The organism is Xanthomonas chitinilytica (assembly GCF_026107455.2).
Lineage (GTDB): Bacteria > Pseudomonadota > Gammaproteobacteria > Xanthomonadales > Xanthomonadaceae > Stenotrophomonas > Stenotrophomonas chitinilytica.
Genome location: NZ_JAPCHY010000009.1, coordinates 78647 through 99350, shown reverse-complemented (window position 1 = coordinate 99350; position 20704 = coordinate 78647). Strand labels below are relative to the sequence as shown.

General features: G+C 69.2%; 19 protein-coding genes. 13 read left to right on the top strand and 6 right to left on the bottom strand.

Going from position 1 to position 20704, the window contains the following annotated elements; genetic code table 11:
• The gene (locus tag OK345_RS11395) at window positions 1-981 is read right to left on the bottom strand and encodes an alpha/beta hydrolase (protein WP_265128099.1); all 981 of its coding nucleotides are present in this window, start codon (window positions 979-981) and stop codon (window positions 1-3) included.
• A gap of 146 nt (window positions 982-1127) precedes the next feature.
• On the opposite strand from OK345_RS11395, the gene OK345_RS11390 reads away from it, so the two are divergent.
• From OK345_RS11390 to OK345_RS11345, 10 genes are all read left to right on the top strand, one after another.
• Window positions 1128-1949: a 2-keto-4-pentenoate hydratase gene (locus OK345_RS11390; protein WP_265128098.1), complete on the top strand. Its 822-nt coding sequence runs from the start codon at window positions 1128-1130 to the stop codon at window positions 1947-1949.
• 40 nt (window positions 1950-1989) lie between these two features.
• Window positions 1990-2991 carry a TRAP transporter substrate-binding protein gene (locus OK345_RS11385; protein WP_265128097.1) on the top strand — a complete coding sequence of 334 codons (1002 nt, stop codon included), beginning with the start codon at window positions 1990-1992 and terminating at the stop codon, window positions 2989-2991.
• 12 nt (window positions 2992-3003) lie between these two features.
• Window positions 3004-3522, top strand: coding sequence for a TRAP transporter small permease (locus tag OK345_RS11380; protein ID WP_265128096.1), 519 nt, complete (start codon window positions 3004-3006; stop codon window positions 3520-3522).
• Window positions 3523-3525: 3 nt separating this feature from the next.
• Window positions 3526-4809, top strand: a complete 1284-nt coding sequence (locus OK345_RS11375; protein WP_265128095.1) for a TRAP transporter large permease — start codon at window positions 3526-3528, stop codon at window positions 4807-4809.
• A 129-nt stretch (window positions 4810-4938) separates the two neighbouring features.
• Window positions 4939-6537 carry a family 43 glycosylhydrolase gene (locus OK345_RS11370; protein WP_265128094.1) on the top strand — a complete coding sequence of 533 codons (1599 nt, stop codon included), beginning with the start codon at window positions 4939-4941 and terminating at the stop codon, window positions 6535-6537.
• A gap of 43 nt (window positions 6538-6580) precedes the next feature.
• Entirely contained in the window at window positions 6581-7639 is a 1059-nt protein-coding gene (locus tag OK345_RS11365; protein WP_265128093.1) for a LacI family DNA-binding transcriptional regulator, read from the top strand.
• A gap of 225 nt (window positions 7640-7864) precedes the next feature.
• Complete coding sequence (gene kduI, locus OK345_RS11360; RefSeq protein ID WP_265128190.1) at window positions 7865-8713, top strand: 5-dehydro-4-deoxy-D-glucuronate isomerase; 849 nt, start codon at window positions 7865-7867, stop codon at window positions 8711-8713.
• Window positions 8714-8776: 63 nt separating this feature from the next.
• Window positions 8777-9532, top strand: a complete 756-nt coding sequence (kduD, locus tag OK345_RS11355; protein WP_265128092.1) for a 2-dehydro-3-deoxy-D-gluconate 5-dehydrogenase KduD — start codon at window positions 8777-8779, stop codon at window positions 9530-9532.
• Window positions 9533-9650: 118 nt separating this feature from the next.
• The gene (locus OK345_RS11350) at window positions 9651-10289 is read left to right on the top strand and encodes an RpiB/LacA/LacB family sugar-phosphate isomerase (protein WP_265128091.1); all 639 of its coding nucleotides are present in this window, start codon (window positions 9651-9653) and stop codon (window positions 10287-10289) included.
• Between the two features lie 111 nt (window positions 10290-10400).
• Window positions 10401-11570 carry a GDSL-type esterase/lipase family protein gene (locus OK345_RS11345; protein WP_265128090.1) on the top strand — a complete coding sequence of 390 codons (1170 nt, stop codon included), beginning with the start codon at window positions 10401-10403 and terminating at the stop codon, window positions 11568-11570.
• Window positions 11571-11915: 345 nt separating this feature from the next.
• On the opposite strand, the gene OK345_RS11340 is transcribed toward OK345_RS11345, so the two are convergent.
• The 5 genes from OK345_RS11340 to phhA all read right to left on the bottom strand — a co-directional run bounded on the left by OK345_RS11340 (window position 11916) and on the right by phhA (window position 17499).
• Entirely contained in the window at window positions 11916-12563 is a 648-nt protein-coding gene (locus OK345_RS11340) for a DUF2894 domain-containing protein (RefSeq protein ID WP_265128089.1), read from the bottom strand.
• Entirely contained in the window at window positions 12553-13200 is a 648-nt protein-coding gene (locus tag OK345_RS11335) for an OmpA family protein (RefSeq protein WP_265128088.1), read from the bottom strand. The genes OK345_RS11340 and OK345_RS11335 overlap by 11 nt, the downstream gene beginning before the upstream one ends.
• The gene (locus OK345_RS11330; protein ID WP_265128087.1) at window positions 13197-15599 is read right to left on the bottom strand and encodes a DUF802 domain-containing protein; all 2403 of its coding nucleotides are present in this window, start codon (window positions 15597-15599) and stop codon (window positions 13197-13199) included. Before OK345_RS11330 ends, OK345_RS11335 begins: the two co-directional genes overlap by 4 nt.
• A gap of 10 nt (window positions 15600-15609) precedes the next feature.
• Window positions 15610-16344, bottom strand: a complete 735-nt coding sequence (locus OK345_RS11325) for a DUF3348 domain-containing protein (RefSeq protein WP_265128086.1) — start codon at window positions 16342-16344, stop codon at window positions 15610-15612.
• Between the two features lie 264 nt (window positions 16345-16608).
• Complete coding sequence (gene phhA, locus OK345_RS11320) at window positions 16609-17499, bottom strand: phenylalanine 4-monooxygenase (RefSeq protein WP_265128085.1); 891 nt, start codon at window positions 17497-17499, stop codon at window positions 16609-16611.
• A gap of 129 nt (window positions 17500-17628) precedes the next feature.
• Between phhA and OK345_RS11315 the strand changes: the two genes are divergently transcribed.
• From OK345_RS11315 to OK345_RS11305, 3 genes are all read left to right on the top strand, one after another.
• A complete protein-coding gene (locus tag OK345_RS11315) occupies window positions 17629-18117 on the top strand; it encodes an Lrp/AsnC family transcriptional regulator (protein ID WP_265128084.1) in 489 nt (162 codons plus the stop codon).
• A 107-nt stretch (window positions 18118-18224) separates the two neighbouring features.
• The gene (locus OK345_RS11310; protein WP_265128083.1) at window positions 18225-19460 is read left to right on the top strand and encodes an alginate export family protein; all 1236 of its coding nucleotides are present in this window, start codon (window positions 18225-18227) and stop codon (window positions 19458-19460) included.
• A 358-nt stretch (window positions 19461-19818) separates the two neighbouring features.
• Window positions 19819-20664: a hypothetical protein gene (locus tag OK345_RS11305; protein WP_265128082.1), complete on the top strand. Its 846-nt coding sequence runs from the start codon at window positions 19819-19821 to the stop codon at window positions 20662-20664.
• The last annotated feature ends 40 nt before the right edge of the window (window positions 20665-20704 follow it).

Here is a 20704-nt window from a genome sequence, read left to right as displayed (position 1 = left end):
TCACTCCATGGGCAGGGCGTGGATCCAGTCCAGCGCCAGTCGTGGCCACGCCGCCACGGTCAGGCCGGCGGTGCCGCGCACGCCGAAGCCGTGGCCGCCGCGCGGGAACAGGTGCATCTGCGCCGGCACTCCGGCGCGCTGCAGTGCCTGGTAGAACAGCAGGCTGTTGCCGACCGGGACCGCCGCGTCGTCCTGGGCATGCAGCAGGAAAGTGGGCGGAGTGCTCGATTCGACGTTGTTTTGCATCGAATAGCGGCGAACATCGTCGATTGGCGGATCATCCCCAAGCAGTTGCCGGCGCGAGCCCGGATGCGCGTCCGGCCCTTCCAGGTCGATCACCGGGTACACCAGCAACTGGAAATCGGGGCGGGCATCGAGCCGGTCGGCCGCGTCCAGCGGTGGATGCAGCTGCCGCGCGAAGCCGGTGCCCAGGCGCGCGGCGAGATGGCCGCCGGCGGAGAAACCCATCGTCCCCACCCGCCGCGGATCGATCCCCCAGCGCCCGGCGCCGGCCCGGATCAGCCGCAGCGCGCGCTGGGCGTCGGCCAGCGCGGCGTCGCGGTCGCGGTGGCCTTCCCCCGGCAGCCGGTAGCGCAGCACGAACAGCGTCGTCCCGCCCTGGTCGACGAACGCCGGCAGCAGTGCGCTGCCTTCCTTGTCCAGCACCACCCGCTGGTAGCCGCCGCCGGGCATCACCAGCAGTGCGACCCCGCTGGGCCGGGCCGGCCGGTGCACGGTCATGCACGGTTCGCTGATGCGCTCGGCGTAGCGGTCCGGCAGCCGCGGGTCGTGGCTGCGCTCGACGATCCGCAGCGGCTCCGGCAAGCGTTCGTCGCCGGGGGCGAGCCCGCCCGGCCACAGCGGCAGGCAGGCGCCGTCGCTGCCATCGGCATCGGACGTCGGGGTGGCCATGGCCGGGCCGCACAGGGCCAGGGCCAGCAGGGTGGCCCGCAGGCCGGTGGAAAGCAGGGTGGCGATCATCGGGTTTCCGGGCGTGGCGCGGGGCAGGGCGGCGCGGCAGGGAACGGTTCTGTCGCAGCGCACATTGCCAATGACACCGGTTTACCATATACAGCCTTTCCAGCTACTGTCGATGGGCAGTGCAACAAGACACCCAGGAGATGCGCTTGAGCAACGATCAAGGCAAACAGGAACTGCCGCCGGCCGACGCGGCTGAAATCGCCCGGCAATTCGTCAGCGCCCGCCAGCAGGGCCGTTCATTGCCGGAATTTCCCGGCCGGATTCCCGAAGATCTGCAGGCCGCCTACGGGGTGCAGGATCTGGCGATCGCCCAATGGGACGACCGCGTGGTCGGCTGGAAGGTCGGCTACATCGCCGCCGAGCGCCGCGACCATTCCGGCGACGAGCGCCTGCTGGGACCGATCTTCTCGCGCAAGCTCTGGAATGCTACCGGTGCCATCGTCGATATCCCGGTCTATGCCGGCGGTTTCGCCGCGGTAGAGGCCGAATACGTGCTGCGGCTCGACGCCGATGCCCCGGCCGACAAGCTGCACTGGACGCCGGAGGAAGCCGCACAGTTGCCGGCCACCCTGTTCATCGGCGTGGAAGTGGCCAGCAGCCCGCTGGCGACGATCAACCAGCTCGGCCCGCGGGTGGTGGTTTCCGACTTCGGCAACAACAACGGCCTGATCCTGGGGCCGGAAATCCCCGGCTGGCAGACGCTGGACGAATCGGCGCTGCGGGCCGAGACGCTGATCGAAGGCCGCCGGGTCGGCAGCGGCGGCGCCTGCCTGTTGCCGGGAGGCCTGCGCGCGGCGTATGCCTTTGCTCTGGGCCGTTCGGCGCGGCGCGGCCGGCCGCTGAAGCGGGGCGAGCTGATCGCCACCGGCAACGCCACCGGCATCCACGACATCGCCGTGGGCGAGCAGGCGCAGGTCCGCTTCGGCGGCCATGGCGAGATCGTTTGCAGGGCCGTGGCCGCCGGCTGATCCGCCGCGGCCACGACAGGAACCGCGCGGGAGGGCGCAGATGGTTACTCGAAGAGGTTTTCTGGCCGGGGGCATCGCGGCGCTGTCGGCACCGCTGCTGTCGGCCTGTTCGGGCCGCGATGCGGCCGGCGCCGGCCGCCACGTGCTGACCGCCACCGACGTGCACGTGGCCGACTATCCCACCGTCACCGCGGTGCAGTGGATCGGCGAGACCCTGGAACGCGAGACCGGCGGCCGGGTGAAGCTGCGCCAGTACCATTCCGGCCAGCTCGGGCGCGAATCCGAGGCGATCGACATGGCGCGCTTCGGCGCCATCGACATCACCCGGGTCTATTCCGGCGCGCTCAACAACGCGTTCCCGCTGACCCAGGCGCTGTGCCTGCCGTACGTGTTCGACTCGGTGGCGCACATGCGCCGCGCGCTCGACGGCGGCGTCGCCGAGGCGGTACTGGCCGGCTTCGGGAGCCGCGACCTGGTGGGGCTGGCGATCTACGACTCGGGCGCGCGCTGCTTCTACAACACCAAGCACCCGATCGTCTCGCCGCAGGACCTGCACGGGCTGAAGCTGCGCGTGGCCAACTCGGACATCTTCATCCAGCTGATGCGCCTGCTCGGTGCCAATCCGACGCCGATGTCGCTGGGCGACACCTTCTCCGGCATGGAGACGCACATGATCGACGGCGCCGAGAACAACATGCGCAGCTTCCATTCCAGCCGCCACTTCGAGGCCGCGCACTACTGGTCGCAGAGCGAGCATTCGTACGCGCCGGACGTGCTGCTGATGTCGCGCCGCAGCTTCGATGCGCTGGCCCCGTCCGACCGCCAGCTGCTGCTGGAGACCGCGCGCGCCTCGGTCGGGGTCATGCGCGAGCGCTGGGACGCTTCGGAAAATGCCGCGCGCCAGGCGGTGGCCGACTACGGCGTGAAATCCAACGAGGTCGACATGCCGGCCTTCCGCGAAGCGGCCCGGCCGCTGCTGGAGCAGTACCTCGGCCAGCCCGGAATCGCATCCCTGCACCGTCGCATCCGCGACTTCGCCTGAGGCCCGACGCGAATGTCCCAAACGACCCACACTCCCGCGCCGACCGGCGTCCAGCGGCTGCTGGCCGTGCTCGCCGACGTCGCCATCCATACCGCCGTGGCCGCCCTGCTGGGGCTGGTGGTGGTGCAGGCCTGGCAGGTGTTCGCCCGCTACGTCATCAACGACTCGCCCAGCTGGACCGAGCCGGTCACGCTGCTGCTGCTGAGCACGGCGATGAGCCTGGGCGCGGCCGCCGGCGTGTATACCAACCGCCATTTCGGCTTCTACCTGCTGCACGACCACGTCAGGCCGGGCGTGCGCCGCTGCATCGACACGATCGTGCCGCTGGTGATCGCCGCCATCGGTGCGGTGCTGGCGTACTGGGCGGCGATCCTGCTGGTCGACGGCCTGCACATCAAGGCCGCCGGCGCGCCGATGCCGCAGAGCATCAACTACCTGCCGCTGTGCGTGGGCGGCGCGCTGATGGCGGTTTTCGCATTGAACCGGCTGGTGCTGTCGCTGCGCCCGGCCGCTGCCGAAGGAGTCCGCTGAGCCATGGGTATCGCAATCCTGTTCGCCGTCTTCGCGATCCTGCTGCTGATCGGCGTGCCGGTGGCCTACGCGCTGGCCGCCGCGGCGCTGGCCACGCTGCTGTACCTGGACCTGCCCAGCATCGTGCTGGTGCAGCAGGTCTCGGCCGGCACCGGCTCGGCCTCGCTGATCGCCATTCCGCTGTTCATCTTCGCCGGCGAGATCATGATGCGCGGCGGCATCTCCGAGCGCCTGATCGCGCTGGCCTCGTCGCTGGTCGGGCGCATGCGCGGCGGCCTGGGCCAGGTGTCGATCCTGTCCTCGCTGTTCTTCGGCGGCGTGTCCGGTTCGGCCATCGCCGACGTCTCCGCGGTGGGCGGCACGATGATCCCGCAGATGGTCAAGCGCGGCTACGACCGCGACTTCGCGGTCAACGTCAGCATCACCGCCGCCCTGGTCGCGCTTCTCGTGCCGCCCTCGCACAACCTGATCCTGTTCTCGGCCGCGGCCGGCGGCGGGCTGTCCATCGCCGACCTGTTCGCCGCCGGCATCGTGCCGGCGCTGCTGATGACCGCGGCGCTGATGGTCACCGGTTACGTGGTGGCGCGCCGCCGCGGCTACGGCGTGGAAGTGTTTCCCGGGATCCGCGTGGTGCTGCTGCGGCTGGTCTCGGCGTTGCCCGGGCTGGGGCTGGTGGCGCTGATCTTCATCGGCATCCGCGCCGGCATCTTCACCGCGGTCGAGAGCGCGGCCATCGCCGTGGTCTATGCGTTGCTGGTGACCACGGTGCTGTACCGCCAGCTGCGGCTGCGCGAGTTCCTGGAGACGGTGACCCATGCCGCGCGCAGCACCGGCGTGATCCTGTTCGTGATCGCCACCGCCGCCGTGTTCGGCTGGCTGCTGGCCTACCTGCAGGTGCCGTCGGCCGCGGTGGAGTTCCTGCAGTCGTTCGCGCACAGCAAGACGATGGTGCTGCTGATGATCGTGGTGATGCTGCTGCTGCTGGGCACCTTCATGGACCTGGCGCCGATGATCCTGATCTGCACGCCGATCTTCCTGCCGGTGGCGCGCGCCTACGGCATCGACCCGATCCACTTCGGCCTGGTGCTGGTGCTGACCGGCGGCCTGGGCCTGGTGACGCCGCCGGTGGGCTCGGTGCTGTTCATCGGCACCGCCATCGGCAAGATCAGTGTCGGCGAGAGCATGCGCACGATCTGGCCGTTCTGGTTCGCCGGGCTGGGCGTGCTGCTGGTGGTGGCCTTCTTCCCGCAGCTGTCGCTGTGGCTGCCGCAGCTGCTGCGCAGCTGAGCGCGGCGGCCGTCCCGTTCCCGTGTAGGAGCGGCGTCAGTCGCGAGGGGGCTTTACCGGGAAGGCCACTTCGCGACTGACGTCGCTCCTACAGAAGCCAAAGCCAAAGAACCACCCGGAGGAAACGCGATGCGGAAATGGAACCTGTGGTTGCTGCTGGCGGCGCTGGCCGCGTCCTGGCTGCCGGCGGCTGCCGCCGCGGCCGAACCGGCGGCGCGGCCGGCGTGGAAGCGCGGCATCGAGAACCAGCGCCAGGCCGATCTCGGCGATGGCACCTTCCTCAACCCGGTGCTGGCCGGCGACCGTCCCGATCCGTCGGTGCTCAAGGACGGCGACGACTACTACCTCACGCTGTCCTCGTTCGATGCCTATCCGGGCCTGCCGATCTGGCATTCGCGCGACCTGGTCAACTGGCAGCCGCTCGGCCACGCCGTCACCCGCAACGTCGGCTCGATCTGGGCGCCGGACATCGTCAAGCACGAAGGCCGCTACTACATCTATTTCCCTGCCCGCCGCGGCGGCACCGAGGGTTTCAGCCGCAGCAACTTCGTGGTCTGGGCCGACGACATCCGCGGCCCCTGGAGCGAACCGGTGGAGCTGGGCCTGGGCAGGTACATCGACCCGGGCCACGCGGTGGGCGAGGATGGCAAGCGCTACCTGTTCCTGTCGGCCGGCGACTACGTGCAGTTGTCCGATGACGGCCTGAGCGTGGTCGGCGAACCCCGGCACGTCTACGACGGCTGGCGCTATCCGGAGAGCTGGGACGTGGAAGCCTACGCCCAGGAAGGACCGAAGATCAGCTTCCGCGACGGCTGGTACTACATGACCACCGCGGTGGGCGGCACCGCCGGCCCGCCGACCGGGCACATGGTCATCAGCGCGCGCTCGCGCTCGATCCATGGGCCGTGGGAGAACTCGCCGCACAACCCGATCGTGCGCACGCGATCGGCCAGCGAGCCGTGGTGGTCGCGCGGCCACGCCACCCTCGTCGAAGGTACCGACGGCCGCGACTGGATGGTCTACCACGGCTACGAGAACGGCTACTGGACGCTGGGCCGGCAGATGCTGCTGGAGCCGATCGAGTGGACCGCCGATGGCTGGTTCCTGGCCAGGGGCGGCGACCTGGGCCAGGCGCTGGCCAAGCCGGCCGGTACTGCGGTGCAGCATGGGATGGCGCTGTCGGACGAGTTCACCGCCGGCAAGCTGGGTCCGCAGTGGTCGTTCTTCGACCCGGGCGAGGACGAAGAACGGCGCCTGGCCTTCGGCAAGGGCGTGATGAGCCTGCAGGGCAAGGGCCAGACCCCGCGCGACAGTTCGCCATTGACCGCCATCGCCGGCGATACTGGCTACCAGTACGAGGTGGAGCTGGAGATCGAGCCCGGGGCGGTGGGCGGGGCGCTGCTGTTCTACAGCAGCCGGCTGTATGTCGGCGTGGGCAGCAACGGCGAGGAGTTCATCATGCACCGCTACGGCGAGGAGCGGCCCGCCCGGCTGCAACCCAGCCGGACCGGGGGCAGGCTGTGGCTGCGGGTGAGCAACGACCGCCATATCGTCACCTTCCATTCCTCCAAGGACGGCAAGACCTGGAAAAAGTATCCGGTGCAGATGGAAGTCTCCGGCTACCATCACAATGTCGCGGGACAATTCCTGGCGCTGAGGCCGGCGCTGTATGCGGCCGGCTCCGGCAAGGTCCACTTCCGCCACTTCCGCTACCGCGTGCTGGATTGAGCGCGCGGCCCGATACGACCCTGCACTAGACGGTTGGAGAATCATGTCCCTGCGCAACAAGACCGACGCCGAGACCGCCCCCAAGACCCGGGGCAAGGCCGCAACGATCAACGACATCGCGCGGCTGTCGGGCGTTTCCAAGAAGACGGTCTCGCGCATCATCAACAACTCGCCGCTGGTGCGTAAGGACACGCGCGAGAAGGTCGAGGCGCTGATGCGCGAGGTCGGCTATGCGCCGGACCCGCTGGCGCGCGGACTGGCGTTCCGGCGCTCGTTCCTGATCGGCATGGTCTACGACAACCCCACCGCGCAGTACATCGTCGACATGCAGTACGGCGCGCTCGACGCGCTGCGCGGCTCCAGCTTCGAGCTGGTGGTACACCCGTGCGATACCCGCAGCCCCGGCTACATCGAGGGCGTGCGCCGCTTCGTGCAGCAGCAGAAGCTGCACGGGGTGATCCTGGTGCCGCGCGCCTCCGAAGACCAGGCGCTGGCCGACATGCTGGAGGAGATCGGCTGCCGCTTCACCCGCATCGCCTCGCTGCCGCTGGACGACACCTCGCAGATGGTGATCACCCACGACCGCGACGGCGCCGCCGAGGCCGCCGACTACCTGCTGTCGCTGGGTCACCGCGACATCGCGCTGATCACCGGCCCGTCGGCCTACCGCTCGGCGCACGAACGCACCGCCGGTTTCATCGAGGCGCTGCAGCAGCGCGGCATCGAACTGCCCCCGGCGCGCATCATCGAGGCCGGCTATACCTTCGAGTCCGGCGTGGCCGCGGCCGAGAAGCTGCTGCTGGGCAAGCAACGCCCCACGGCCATCTTCACCGGCAACGACGAGATGGCCGCCGGCGTCTACAAGGTGGCCATGCGCGCCGGCATCAACATCCCGCGCCAGCTGTCCATCGTCGGCTACGACGACAGCCCGCTGGCCTCGCGGCTGTGGCCGTCGCTGACCTCGGTGCGGCGCCATACCCGTGACACCGGGAGAACAGCGGCGGCCATGCTGATCCAGCCCGAAGGCCAGAGCGCGCTGCCGATGGCCAGCGTGCGCCCGCACCTGATCGTGCGCGATTCCTGCCAGCCGCCCGAGGATTGAGGCGGGAACCGTGGGTCGCCGCCGGGATCCCGCAGGAGCGACGCCAGTCGCGACGGGGCTTTCCCGGTAATGCCCGGTCGCGACTGGCGTCGCTCCTGCAAGGGCGCGCAGGAGCGGCCAATGTGCCGTCTCCGCCCACCTTGCAGCGCAAAATGACACCGGTTTCCATAATTGGCTAGAATGCCCCCAGTCCCGCTGGCCGCCTTGCGGCTCCTGGAGGTCACCATGTACCAGAAGACCTACTACGCAACCCATCCCGGCGTGGTGCACGGCGCCAGCAACGATGAGCTGCGCGATCTGTACCTGGTCGACCAGCTGTTTGCCGCCGGCCGGATCCGCCTGAACTACACCCACTACGAACGCTTCGTGATCGGGGGCGCGGCGCCGGTCGACGGCCCGGTGGCGCTGCCCCGGCAGACCGAGCCGGCCTCGGCCGCCGGCCATCCGTTCCTGGAGCGGCGCGAGCTGGGCGTGATCAACGTCGGTGCCGGCGCCGGCACGGTGACCGTGGACGGCACCGCCTACGCGCTCGGCCCGAAGGACGGCTTGTACGTGGCGATGGGCAGCGAGGAGGTGGTGTTCGCCTCGGACGATGCCGCCACCCCGGCGCGGTTCTACCTGGTCTCGACGCCGGCGCATGCGCGTTTCGAGACCCGGCAGCTGTCGATCAAGGACGCCGTGGCGCTGGAGCGCGGCGCGCTGGAAACCAGCAACGAGCGCACCATCTACCAGTACATCGTGCCGGCCACCTGCCCGTCCTCGCAGCTGCTGCTGGGGCTGACGGTGCTCAAGCCGGGCAGCGTCTGGAACACCATGCCGCCGCACCTGCACGACCGTCGCAGCGAAGTCTATTTCTACTTCGACCTGGGCCAGAACGACCGCGTCTACCACTTCATGGGTCAGCCGGAGGCGCAGCGCCACATCGTGATGCAGAACGACGAGGCGGTGGTCTCGCCGCCGTGGTCGATCCACATGGGCGCCGGCACCAGCAACTACGCCTTCATCTGGGCGATGGGCGGCGAGAACCTGGACTACACCGACATGCACGTGCTGGACATCTGCCAGCTCAAGTGACCGCACCGGCGCGGCGCGCCGGCATCTTCAAGCACCCGAACCACCGCTAGGGAGAGGAACATCATGACGAATCCATTCAGTCTCGAAGGCAAGGTCGCACTGGTCACCGGCGCCAACACCGGCCTGGGCCAGGGCATCGCGCTGGCGTTGGCCGCGGCCGGCGCCGACATCGCCGGCGCCGGCATCGTGCCGGCCGACGAGACCGCCGCGAAGGTGCGCGCGCTGGGCCGCCGCTTCCTCAACATCGAGGCCAACCTGATCAGCATCGAGCCGGTCGAGCGCGTGGTGCGGGAAACCGTCGAAGGCCTCGGCGGCCTCGACATCCTGGTCAACAACGCCGGCCTGATCCGCCGCGCCGATGCGGTGGAATTCAGCGAGAAGGACTGGGACGACGTGATGAACGTCAACATCAAGTCCGCGTTCTTCATGAGCCAGGCCGCCGGCAAGCACTTCATCGCCCAGGGCAGCGGCAAGATCATCAACATCGCCTCGATGCTGTCGTTCCAGGGCGGGATCCGGGTGCCGTCCTACACCGCGTCCAAGAGCGGCATCGCCGGCATCACCCGGCTGCTGGCCAACGAGTGGGCCGGCAAGGGCGTGACCATCAACGCCATCGCCCCGGGCTACATGGCCACCGACAACACCGCCCAGCTGCGCGCCGACGAGGACCGCAGCAAGGCCATCCTCGACCGCATCCCGGCCGGCCGCTGGGGCAAGCCGGAAGACCTGGGCGGCGCCGCCGTGTTCCTGGCCTCCAGCGCCTCGGACTACGTCAACGGCGCCATCATCCCGGTCGACGGCGGCTGGCTGGCGCGCTGAATCCCGACGCGTTCTTCTCCCGCCCGAGGGGGAAGAGCCCGCCCCCGCGCAGGCGGGAGCGGGCAGGTCCCATCTCCATCCGCCGCAACGTTTCCAATCCACGCAAGAGAGTGTCGCAATGAAAATCGCATTGATGCAGGAGTTCAGCCAGGCCGCGAAGAACCCGGTGGTCCTGCAGCAGCTCAACGACGTCGCCGCCGCCCAGGGCCACGAAGTGTTCAACGTCGGCATGGACGGCGACAACGACCATCGCCTGACCTACATCCACCTGGGCATCTGCGCCGCGCTGCTGCTGAACGCCAGGGCGGTCGACTTCGTCGTCGCCGGTTGCGGCACCGGGCAGGGCGCGCTGATGTCGCTCAATGCGTGGCCGGGCGTGTACTGCGGCTACTGCATCGAGCCGACCGACGCCTTCCTGTTCGCCCAGGTCAACAACGGCAACGCGCTGTCGCTGCCGTTCGCCAAGGGCTATGGCTGGGGTGCGGAGATCAACATCCGCTACATCTTCGAGAAGGCCTTCGCCGGCGAGCGCGGCCAGGGCTATCCGGCCGAGCGCCGCGAATCGCAGATGACCAACGCCGGCATCCTGGCCCAGGTCAAGCAGGGCGCGTCGAAGGATTTCGTCGCCGGCCTGAAGTCGATCGACCCGGAACTGGTCAAGCAGGCGGTCGGCGGCGAGCGCTTCCAGAAGGCGTTCTTCGACCACGCGCAGGACGCCGAAATCGTCGCCTATGTGAAGGGTGTGCTGGGCAAGTAAGCCCGCCTGCACCGCTGCAGTGCCCCCACGGGCAGACAAGGGCGCCCGCTGGCGCCCTTGTCGTTTGCAAGCCCGTTCCATCCGATCGCTCCCGCCGAAGAGCAACCCGCCATGAAACGCCCCGCCCTTTGCCTGCTGAGCCTGTGCGCGACCACCGCGACCGCGGTGGCTGCCGAACCCGCGCACCGGGTCTTCATCGCCGCCGATTCCACTGCGGCCAGCTATGGCCCGGACCGCGCGCCGCAGGCCGGTTGGGGCCAGGCGCTGCAGAGCTGGCTGGACCCGGCGCAGTGGCAGGTGCGCAACCACGCCGTCGGCGGACGCAGCGCACGCAGCTTCATCGACGAAGGACGGCTGGAGGCGATCGCCGCGGAACTGCGGGCCGGCGACGTGCTGCTGATCCAGTTCGGCCACAACGACGCCAAGTTCGAAGACCCCACCCGCTACACCGACCCGGACCGCGACTATCCGCGGTTCCTCTCGCGCTACATCGCATTGGCGCGCGGGAAAGGCGCCACGCCGGTGCTGGTCACCCCGGTGGCGCGGCTGCTGTACGACTTCGGCGCGCTGCTCGACACGCACGGGTTGTACACGCAGGCGGTCAAGCGCGTGGCCGCCGAACAGCAGGTGCCGCTGATCGACCTCAACGCCAGCTCGATGGCGTGGATCCGCGCACTGGGCGAGCAGGGCGCGCAGCCGTACTTCATGTTCGTGCCCGGGCAGGGCAAGGCCGACGGCACCCACTTCAGCCTGGCCGGTGCCACCGCCGTGGCCTGCCAGGTGATGCGCGGCTGGGTGCAACTGCAGCCGGAAATGGGCGCCGCGCTGAAGCGCGACATCGACTGCGGCGCGATCGACGTGCCGCTGGCCGCAACGACGAATGCCCCGGCAGGCCCGCCGCCGCCGCGCGTTCCCGCGGCCGAAAGCCCCAACCCGCACGGTTCGCAGGTGATCCGCGAGCAGGATATCGCCCGCGAACAGCCCGGCCCGCACGGCGGCGCCGGCCCCACCACCGCCTACTCGTTCTTCGCCGATGTCGGCGACCTGCCGTTCGTCATGCGCAAGCGCGTACTGCACAAGGGCGCGGGCATCGGCCTGCACCCGCAGCACAAGGACGAGATCTACTACATCGTCAGCGGCACCGGCCTGTACGTGCTCGATGGCCAGCAGTACCCGGTCGGCCCCGGCCACGCCCTGCTCACCCGCGCCGGCAGCAGCCACGCCCTGCAGCAGACCGGCGACGAGGACCTGGTGGTGATGCTGGCGTATCCCGGCCGGTGAACATCGTCTGGCTGCCGGATGTCTGCAGGCGTGCATGGGTAAGGAAGCCGGACAGGACGAGGGCGTACCCTGGCAACGCACGCGTTTCCGGCGTCACGTCCGTGGCCGCTGGAATCAAGCGCGCATGGCTTCGATGGCGGTCGCCGCCACGACGGCCCGCTGTCGGGTGCCGCTGCGGTGGCAGTCGATAGCGCGACGACGGAAGCCGGCGACCGCATCGTCGCCAGCAGGGGATGCGTCGATGGTCGTGCCCGGGAAGCCGCCGAGTGAGCGTCGGCCGGACCCGCAGGCGAGGGGAAACGTGGCGCGATCCGGTCGGGCCGGCGATCCTTCCGCAACGGGCCGCTATTTCTTCCTGCGGCCGCTGCTCCTGCGCCCACCCGCGCCCCGTCCGGCATCGGCTCCGTTCGCAGGAGGAGTGCCGCCCAATTGCTCCAGCCACGCCAGCCCATCGACGTACGCGATGAAGTGCTGCAGGTAGGCGGGAGAAAGCGCCTGCATCAGTGCCATGGCGCGGTAGGCGAGCACGCTGGAATGGAGGGGGCCGGCGTCGTCGGGCAGCGAATCCAGGCATTGGCGCAGCAGGCTGTCGATGCGGATGCGGCTCCACAGTTGCTGGAACTCATCCAGTTCCGGCATCGCCGGGGCCGGGGCGCCGGGGGCGATGCCGCCGTTCCCGGCATCGATGGACTGCGCCTGGAGCGGTCCGGTAACGCGTGGCGTCGTGCGCAGCTGGTCCAGCAGCTGCTTCAACGGACTGTCGCTGCTGGAGCGGGCCGCCACCGTGCCAGACCGTTCCGCGAGCACGTTGGTGAAGGCATCGACCAGTTCCGCCAGCCGCGCATCCAGTCGTTGGCGCACCTGGCCCTGGTGGTTTCCGGTATGCCGGGCCAACGCGGCGATCAGCCCGAAGCGCAGCGGATCGATGCGGTCGGCGCCCTGGGCGCGCCATGCATCCAGCTGCGCCTGCAGATCGGCCGGCTTACTGGGCATCGGCCTTGTCATCGTGCTTCGGACGCGGGATCGGTGCGATCTCCACGCGACGGTTCCTGGCCCGGCCGGCTTCGTCGGCATTCGAGCTCACCGGCTGTTCGGCACCGAACGCCGCCGCGAACACCGCTGCTGCCGGTACCCCATCGGCGATCAACGTGCGCGTCACGGTAAGCGCGCGCGCGGCCGAAAGCTCCCAGTTGTCGGCGAAACGGCCATTGGTCGCGCGTATCGGCTGGTTGTCGGTGAAGCCGCTGACCATCAGGATCTCCTCGCGCGCGGCCAGGTATTCGCGCAGCGGCCCTGCGATGCTTTGCAGCAGTTCGCGGCCTTCCGGCTGCAACTGGTCGGAGTTGAGCGCGAACAACACGCTGCCGCTGATGCCGATGCGGCCGTTGATGATGGTCACGCGCCCGGCGGCCAGCGGTGCAGCCAGCGCCTGCTCCAGCGTCTTGAGCTTCCGTGCGTCGGCCTCGCGTTGCCTGACCTCCTCGTCCAGTCGGCTGGACAGCGCCAGCTGCACGCCGATCACGCCGACCAGGATCAATACGAACGTGCCCAGCAGCACCGCCATCAGGTCGCCGAAGGCAGCCCAGATCGGCGCCGCCGATTCGGCTTCGAACTCGATCTCGTCGCTCATGCCGTTTCGGCCCCGACCGAGGCTTCCCGACCGGCGAGCTGCTGCAGTTCGCCGATGATCTGCTTCTGCGACAGCAGGCTCAGGTCGACGACCTCACGCGCCTGCGCCACGTAGTAGGCCAGCTGTTCGTCGCTGCGGGTCAGCGACTTCTCCAGCGCGGATTCGATGGCCAGCAGGCGCTCGTTCAAGGCATCGGTCGATTGCCCGAACAGCTGCACCGCCGCGGCGAAGGCTTCGCCCAGGCTCGCCACCTCGATCGCGCCGCTGGCGACCTGCGCCGCCACCGAGCCCAGCTTGCCGGTTTCGGCTTCGACGTGGTCGGTGAAGCGGGTGCCGACGCGCTCCAGGAGATCGGCCGAGGTGCCGACCAGCGCATCGACCGCGGTCCGCTGTTCGGTGGAGGCATGGTTCACCGCGTCGAGCAGGGTTTCCAGCGTGGCCAGCAGGCGGCTGCGTTCCTCCAGCATCGCGGTGTCGCGGACCATGCTCTCGGAGAGCTTCTGGCGCAGCTCGGCGACGACTTCGGCGGCGGCCTTCGGTGCTTCCGACGCCACCTGCACCAGCCGGGAGATCTCGGCGATGGTTTCGCCGGCATGCGCCTGCGCCTGCGCGGTGATCTCCTGCGCGGTGCGCGCGAGGGTGTCGCAGATGTCCTGCTGCCGCTGCGCGACCTGTTCGCCGCTGCGTTCCCAGTTCGCGGCCAGCGCGGCCGTCGTCGCGGCGAAGGCGTCGCTCCACTGCGCCAGACGCTGCTGGTCGCGCGCTTCCAGCGCCGCCTGCAGTTCGCCATGGGACTGCTGCATCGTGTCGAGCAGCGTGGCGGTGCGTTCCTCGAAGCTCCCGGCCGCGGCCGAAAGTGCCTGTGCGGTGTCGGACATCCCGGCGATGGTGTCGCGCGCCTGCGCCTGTATCTGCGCCGACATTTCGCCGGCGGTGCGCGCGAGGGTGTCGCAGATGTCCTGCTGCCGCTGCGCGACCTGTTCGCCGCTGCGTTCCCAGTTCGCGGCCAGCGCGGTCGTCGTCGCGGCGAAGGCGTCGCTCCACTGCGCCAGACGTTGCCGGTCGCCCGCTTCCAGCGCCGCCTGCAGCCCGGTGTGCGCCTGCTGCATCACGCCCACCAGCGAGGTGGCGCGGTCCTCGAAGGCGGCGGCCGCGGCGGCGAGCGCCTGTTCGTTGCGGGCGGCGAGCTGCGCGTTGAGCGCTTCCTGGCGGGACAGCGCGCCGTCCCATGCGTCCGCGGTGTGCTCGGCACTCGCATCGAGCCGCGTGGAGACGGCCTCCAGCAGGCCGCTGGAGCGCTGCTCGAAGGTGTCGGCGAACTGCTCCAGCGAGCGGCGCAGGTCCTGCGCGAGTTCGCCGTTGGAACGCTGCTGTTCGGCCACGGCCGCGTTCCAGCTGGCGGCCGCCGCGGTGGTGCTGTTCTGGAAGCCGGCATCCAGCGCGTGCAGCTGCTGCTGCACGGCCCGGTCGACGCTGGCGTGCACCGATGCGGCTTCGCGGGCGAGACCGGCCAGTGTGGTTTCCACCAGCGGCTGCAACGCCGAGGCGACGGCCTGCGCGCTTTCGACCACGCCGGCCTTCAGCGACTGCTCCAGCGACGCGGCCAGCCGCGCCTGGGCGGCATCGGCGCGGGCGTGGAATTCCTGCTGGCCGGCCTGCAACTGCTCACCGGCGACCTGCTGCTGCTGTTCGAGGGTGGCCGTCATCGCCTGCAGCCGCTCGACCAGGGTCGGCATCAACGACGTCTGCTGCTGCATGAGCAGGAAGGTCTGCTCGCGCTGGTAGGCGTGCGAATGCGAACGCAGGCTGGTCGCGATCTGCGCATCGAGCCGCTGCACGGCCTGCAGCCGTTCGCGCCGGCACAGGGCGGAGAGCAGGCCGAGCATCGCCGAGCTGGCCACGCCGGCGATCGAGGTGCCGAACGCGAACGCCAGGCCCTTGACCGGTGCGCCGAGCGAGCCGCGGATCGCCTCCAGGTCGGTCGCGCTTTCCAGCGCCAGGCCGGTGCCGCTGAGGGTGGCCATCATGCCCAGCAGCGTGCCGAGCATGCCCAGCAGCACCAGCAGGCCGACGAGATAGGGCGTCAGCGCGGGTGCCGGCAGCGCCGTGCGTTCGCCCTCGATGCGCAGGCGCACCGGGCTGCGCAGGCCCGGGTGCAGGCGATCGAGCCAGTCGCCCAGGTTGTTCTGCGCCGCGGCGGTGTCGGCAAGCGCGTGCACCAGCGTGGCGGTGGCCTGCCGGTAGCGATGCAGCTCCAGTGCGCCGGTGGCGTAGCAGAGGCCGATCACCAGGGTGACGGCGAGGCCCAGCGGGTTCGAACCGAGGTAGCCCACGCCGATCCAGCACACGGCGAGCAGGCCTGCGAGGAACACGACGGGATTGAGGATGTTTCTGAGCATGACGGTCCAGTTATCGGGTACGAAGCGCTGCGAGCAGGCCTTCGATCGGTTGAAAACGAAAATCCAGTTCGGCCAGCAGCACGCTGCGCATGTCCCGGCGGAACGTCTCCAGCCAGGCGGGAGACGGCTCGGCCACCGGCGCATCGGCCGGGGCACCCTGCGCGGCTTCGCGGAGGCGGTCGAAATGCGCTTCCAGCAGGCCGGGCACGGCGGCCAGCAGCCGCTGTTCGCGGGGACTGAGCGTCATCTCCATGACCGCATCCAATTCCGCAAGCCGGGCCATGTCCGCCGATTCCCGCGCGAGCAGGTCGCGCAGGCGGCCCCGCAGGCGGCCGGTGGCGGTCAGCATCGCCCGCTGCATCGACAGGTAGTGCTGGCGGAAACCGGTGGAATCGATGGTGGGCTCCGCGGCGCCCTCGCCAGCGGGCAGGTGCGTACCTCCGCGTTGTCCCGGGCCGGAAGGTTGCGGGCCGGCGGCGATGGCATCGGCCAGCGCGGCGCGCGCGCGTGCGCACTCGTCCTCCTCGGCGCTGTCGAAGCCGGGTGCATCGGCGCCGGCTTCGGCCACCGGCAACCTGCCGTCGAGCGCCCTGGACAGGGCGATGGCGCGGTTCCAGTCGATCCATTGGCTCAACCGGTCCGACAGCGGGTGGCGGGAAGCCGGGATGTCGGCGTCGGTGAGGCGGGCGAGCAGGCGAATGAATGCCGGGCCCGGAACAGACGCCCGTGGGGGAGCTTTCGCCATTCTTGTGGTTAAAAATTGGCCAGTTTACACGCGAATGGAAGGCCCGGCCCGGTCGCCGGCAAGCGGCCGGAGCAGGGACGCGAAGCTGAATGCCGCCCGGTCGCGTGCCGCCGCCGTTCCCGGGAGAGTGCCGGCGATGCTCCGGCGGGTTGCCGCAGGTGGTGCGCGGGCATGGCAGCCGGCGGGTGGGCGCCCCCTGGCCGGGAAGCGGGAAAGCCGCCTTCCGGCGGCCTTCCGTTGTGCGCCGCCGGCAGGTGCCCCCGGCTACACGTCGCCGTCGGTGGCCCAGCCCTCGCCGCTGCCGTGCTGGAACACGCGGTCGCCGTCCTGCACCCCGCCGGCCGGCAAGTGCGGCTGCTGCGCCAGTTCGGCGTAGATCGGGGTGAAGTCCGGCGAGGTCGCCCGCATCAGCTGCTCGAAGCTGTCGATGACGAAATAGGTCTTCTGGAAGGTGTCGATGCGGTAGCGGGTGCGCATGATCCGTTGCAGGTCGAAGCCGATGCGGTTGGGCGCGGCCGATTCCAGCGAGTACAGCGACTCGCCCTTGGACGAGACGATGCCGGCGCCGTAGATGCGCAGGCCGGCCGGCGTATCGATCAGCCCGAACTCCACCGTGTACCAGTACAGCCGGGTCAGGTTCTGCAGCGCGTCCGGGCCGATGGCGTGGGCCTTGACCCCGCCGCGGCCGTAGGCGGCCATGTAGTCGGCGAACACCGGGTTCATCAGCAGCGGCACGTGCCCGAACAGGTCGTGGAACAGGTCCGGCTCGGCGATGTAGTCGATCTGCTCGGGGCGGCGGATCCACCAGGTGACCGGGAAGCGGCGGTTGGCCAGGTGGTCGAAGAAGTCCAGTTCCGGCAGCAGGCCTTCCACCCCCACCAGGGTCCAGCCGGTGGCCGCGCCCAGCACCTCGTTGAGCTGGTCGAAGCGCGGGATCATGTGCTCGCTCATGCCCATCTCGTCCTGCGCGTGCAGGAACTCGTCGCAGGCGCGGCCCACCAGCAACTCGCGCTGGCGCTGGTACAGCGTGCTCCAGGTGGCATGGTCGTCGCCGCTGTAGCTGTCCCAGGGCTGTTCGACCACGGCAGTGGTGTAGACCGGCACGTAGCCCTTGTCGGTCTGCTGGTGTTCGACGCGGCGCGGGGTGGCTTCCATGGCGGCAGCTCCGGGTGAAGGGAAGCAACTGATGGTAGGAAAGTGCGCGCGCAACAGGATTGCGAAGTTGCGCGCTTTCGCCCCGAACGCGCAAGATAGTTGCGCCTACCTGATGTTGCGGAGCAACAAATGCTCGAGTCCACGGCTTTCGACCGCACGGATCTGCGCCTGCTGGCGGAAATCCAGCGCCATGGCCGCGCCACCAACGCCGAACTGGCCGCGCGGGTGAACCTGTCCGCCTCGGCCTGCCTGCGGCGGGTGCAGCGGCTGGAGGCCGAGGGCGTGATCGCCGGTTACGGCGCGCGGCTGGAACCGCGCCGGATCGGCCTGGGCCTGCAGGCGTTCGTGCGGGTGCAGCTGGAGAAGCACGACCAGGCCGCCATCGGCCATTTCGCCGAGAACGTGCAGGACTGGGACGAGGTGGTGGCCTGCCACGCCCTGACCGGCGACATGGACTACCTGCTGCACATCTACGTGCGCGACCTGGACCACTTCTCCGCGTTCCTGCTGGACAAGCTGCTCAACGCCGCCGGCGTGGCCGACGTCAACTCCAGCTTCGTGCTGCGCACGGTGAAGGAGTTTCGCGCGCTGCCGCTGTCGCAGCTCGAACGCGGCTGACCGGCGCGGCAGCGGGGCCGCCTTGATCGCGCGGTCTTGACCGGGGTCATGGTGGTGCGTGCGGCAGGTGCGGACGATGGCCGGCAGCCCCGCACCGAGAAACCCGCATGTCGATTCCTTCCTCCCTCCATCGTGCATGGCCGCTGCTGCTGGCCGCCCTTCCGCTGCTGGCCACCGCTGCAGAGCGCGGCACGCCGCTGCTGGACCTGCGCTACCGCTACGAGCACGTGGACCAGGACGGCTTCGCGCGCGATGCCGACGCGCATACCCTGCGCGCGCGCCTGGGTTATCGAAGCGCGCGCTGGCATGGCTGGTCGGCGCTGGGCGAAGTCGATGGCGTGGTCCACATCGGCGGCGAACGCTTCAACGACACCCGCAACGGCCGCGGCCGCTACCCGCTGGTGGCCGATCCCGACGGCGTCGGGATCAACCAGGCGCTGCTGCGCTACGACGGCGGACACGGCAGCCTGCAGCTCGGCCGCCAGCGCATCAACCTCGGCAACCAGCGCTTCGTCGGCGGCGTGGGCTGGCGCCAGAACGAACAGACCTACGACGGGGCGATGGCCGAATGGATGCCGGCCGCGCGCTGGAAGCTGGCCTATGCCTACATCGACGACATCAACACGGTGTTCGGTCCCGACGACACCACCCCGGCCAGCATCACCGCGCCGGCCGGCATCCACGGTCACAGCCACCTGTTGCAGGTGCAGTTCGCGCAGTCACCGGCGCTGACGGCCAGCGGCTACCACTACCGGCTGGGGCTGGACAACATCGCGGTGGCTGCCGGCGCGCCGCTGGGCACGCTGTCCAGCCGCACCACCGGCCTGCGCCTGCAGGGTGTGGCAGCTGCCTTCGGCTATGCGCTGGAACATGCGCGGCAGGTCGATGGCAGCGGCAACCCGTGGTCGCTGGACAGCCGCTACTGGCTGGTGGAAGCCAGCTACACCCATGCCGGGGTGAAGTGGAAGGCCGGCTTCGAGACGCTGGGCGCGGGCAAGGGCGGCACCGGCAACCATGCCTTCCAGACACCGCTGGCGACCAAGCACGCGTTCCAGGGCTGGGCCGACCAGTTCCTGACCACGCCGGCCGATGGCCTGCGCGATGCTTATGCGGGATTGGCAATGCCGCTGGGCGGCGGCGAATGGCAGGCGTGGTATCACGACTTCCGCAGCGACCGTGGAGGCTATCGCTACGGGCGCGAGTTCGACCTCTCCTATGGTCGCGCCATCCCCGCCGTGAACGGGTTGACCGGCCTGGTCAAGCTGGCCAGCTACCGCAGCAGCGACGGCACCCATACCAAGGACACCGACAAGCTCTGGCTGCAGCTGCAGTACGCCTACTGAGCGCGGCCGCCTTCACTGCCGCACGTGCTAGCCGGAACCGGCTGCGTCGCCGGCGATGGCGTCGCCCGGTTTCGATGTCGCCGGTCATCGCCATGGCTGCCGTTGGACAGGGCATGCCGCGCATGCCGTCGGTTCCCCGTGCCGTCGCCACCGCCGCGCAGGCATGAAAGGGCCTGCGCGCTGGTCCGGCGCGGGGCCGCCGTCTCCGCGGGGGCACATGAAATGACGAAGGGCGGCACGGACGGCTTCACCGCTGGCTGAGCCGACGCACGGATTCTGGCGGATGCGACGTGCTTCCTCTCCTTCGCCGCGTGCATCGTCTAAAGTTCCGGCCCACACGCGTCATTGGAGGATGCAGATGAGGCTACCCGGAGGGCAAGGCGCAGCGCTTGTCCTGCTGTTGCCGCTGGCCGCCTGCGCAAAAGCGCCGGAGGTGGAGACCACCCGGACCAACGAACAGGGATGCACGCGGTTGCGCAGCGTCGGTCCGCAGGACCCGTTCCAGGACCCGGCCCCGCTCAAGCAGGCCTGCATCGGCCCGTACCTGCTGGAGATCCCGCAGAACTACTTCTACAACCAGATCGGCACCGAGCACGACGGCAGCTTCTCGCTGGCACTGGAGTACCCGTCGCTGGAGCCGTTCAAGCCCGGCGAGCGGATCGGGCTGACGGCCGACGTGGCGACGCGCACGGTTGCCATCGACTATGACTTCATTGATCGTATCGACGTGCGACAGGCGTTGCGTAATGCCTATACGCCGATGGACTTCGAGCGGGATGATCCTGCCGAGTCAATGGAGGGAAGAATCGAGGGTGAGCCGGTCTATGGACTGATTCCTTATTACGCGGATTTGCCACGTATACGGGACTACTACAGATCACGGGATTTCGCGGATACAACCCCAGTTATGCAGGCGCGTTGGCATACCGACTGGTTCGTCACGCGGGACGGGAATGGGGAAGTCGAGCGGATCATCAAGTGCACTTCACGTGAAGTGACTGAATCGGGAATCGATTACCGTGATGGAAAGATAATCAAGAATAAAATCCATGAGCTTCCCGAATGCGATCATTTTTTCATCCTTCCGGAGCAGAGCATCCGGGTGAAGATCAACTACATCCGGGTGGCTCTGGAAGAGTGGCAGCGTATTGAGCAGCATGCACATGATCTGCTGGCTGCTCATCTCAAGAATGGAAACCTATAAGCAGGAGGCGCGATTGCTATGGCAGGTTTGACGGCACAAG

Coding starts and splice junctions, on each gene's coding strand:
- phhA (WP_265128085.1), bottom strand. CDS start 17,499: ATGGAAGCCACCCCGCGCCGCGTCGAACACCAGCAGACCGACAAGGGC.
- OK345_RS11370 (WP_265128094.1), top strand. CDS start 4,939: ATGCGGAAATGGAACCTGTGGTTGCTGCTGGCGGCGCTGGCCGCGTCC.
- OK345_RS11395 (WP_265128099.1), bottom strand. CDS start 981: ATGATCGCCACCCTGCTTTCCACCGGCCTGCGGGCCACCCTGCTGGCC.
- OK345_RS11315 (WP_265128084.1), top strand. CDS start 17,629: ATGCTCGAGTCCACGGCTTTCGACCGCACGGATCTGCGCCTGCTGGCG.
- OK345_RS11335 (WP_265128088.1), bottom strand. CDS start 13,200: ATGAGCGACGAGATCGAGTTCGAAGCCGAATCGGCGGCGCCGATCTGG.
- kduD (WP_265128092.1), top strand. CDS start 8,777: ATGACGAATCCATTCAGTCTCGAAGGCAAGGTCGCACTGGTCACCGGC.
- OK345_RS11375 (WP_265128095.1), top strand. CDS start 3,526: ATGGGTATCGCAATCCTGTTCGCCGTCTTCGCGATCCTGCTGCTGATC.
- OK345_RS11385 (WP_265128097.1), top strand. CDS start 1,990: ATGGTTACTCGAAGAGGTTTTCTGGCCGGGGGCATCGCGGCGCTGTCG.
- OK345_RS11380 (WP_265128096.1), top strand. CDS start 3,004: ATGTCCCAAACGACCCACACTCCCGCGCCGACCGGCGTCCAGCGGCTG.
- OK345_RS11330 (WP_265128087.1), bottom strand. CDS start 15,599: ATGCTCAGAAACATCCTCAATCCCGTCGTGTTCCTCGCAGGCCTGCTC.
- OK345_RS11305 (WP_265128082.1), top strand. CDS start 19,819: ATGAGGCTACCCGGAGGGCAAGGCGCAGCGCTTGTCCTGCTGTTGCCG.
- OK345_RS11345 (WP_265128090.1), top strand. CDS start 10,401: ATGAAACGCCCCGCCCTTTGCCTGCTGAGCCTGTGCGCGACCACCGCG.
- kduI (WP_265128190.1), top strand. CDS start 7,865: ATGTACCAGAAGACCTACTACGCAACCCATCCCGGCGTGGTGCACGGC.
- OK345_RS11310 (WP_265128083.1), top strand. CDS start 18,225: ATGTCGATTCCTTCCTCCCTCCATCGTGCATGGCCGCTGCTGCTGGCC.
- OK345_RS11325 (WP_265128086.1), bottom strand. CDS start 16,344: ATGGCGAAAGCTCCCCCACGGGCGTCTGTTCCGGGCCCGGCATTCATT.
- OK345_RS11340 (WP_265128089.1), bottom strand. CDS start 12,563: ATGCCCAGTAAGCCGGCCGATCTGCAGGCGCAGCTGGATGCATGGCGC.
- OK345_RS11365 (WP_265128093.1), top strand. CDS start 6,581: ATGTCCCTGCGCAACAAGACCGACGCCGAGACCGCCCCCAAGACCCGG.
- OK345_RS11350 (WP_265128091.1), top strand. CDS start 9,651: ATGAAAATCGCATTGATGCAGGAGTTCAGCCAGGCCGCGAAGAACCCG.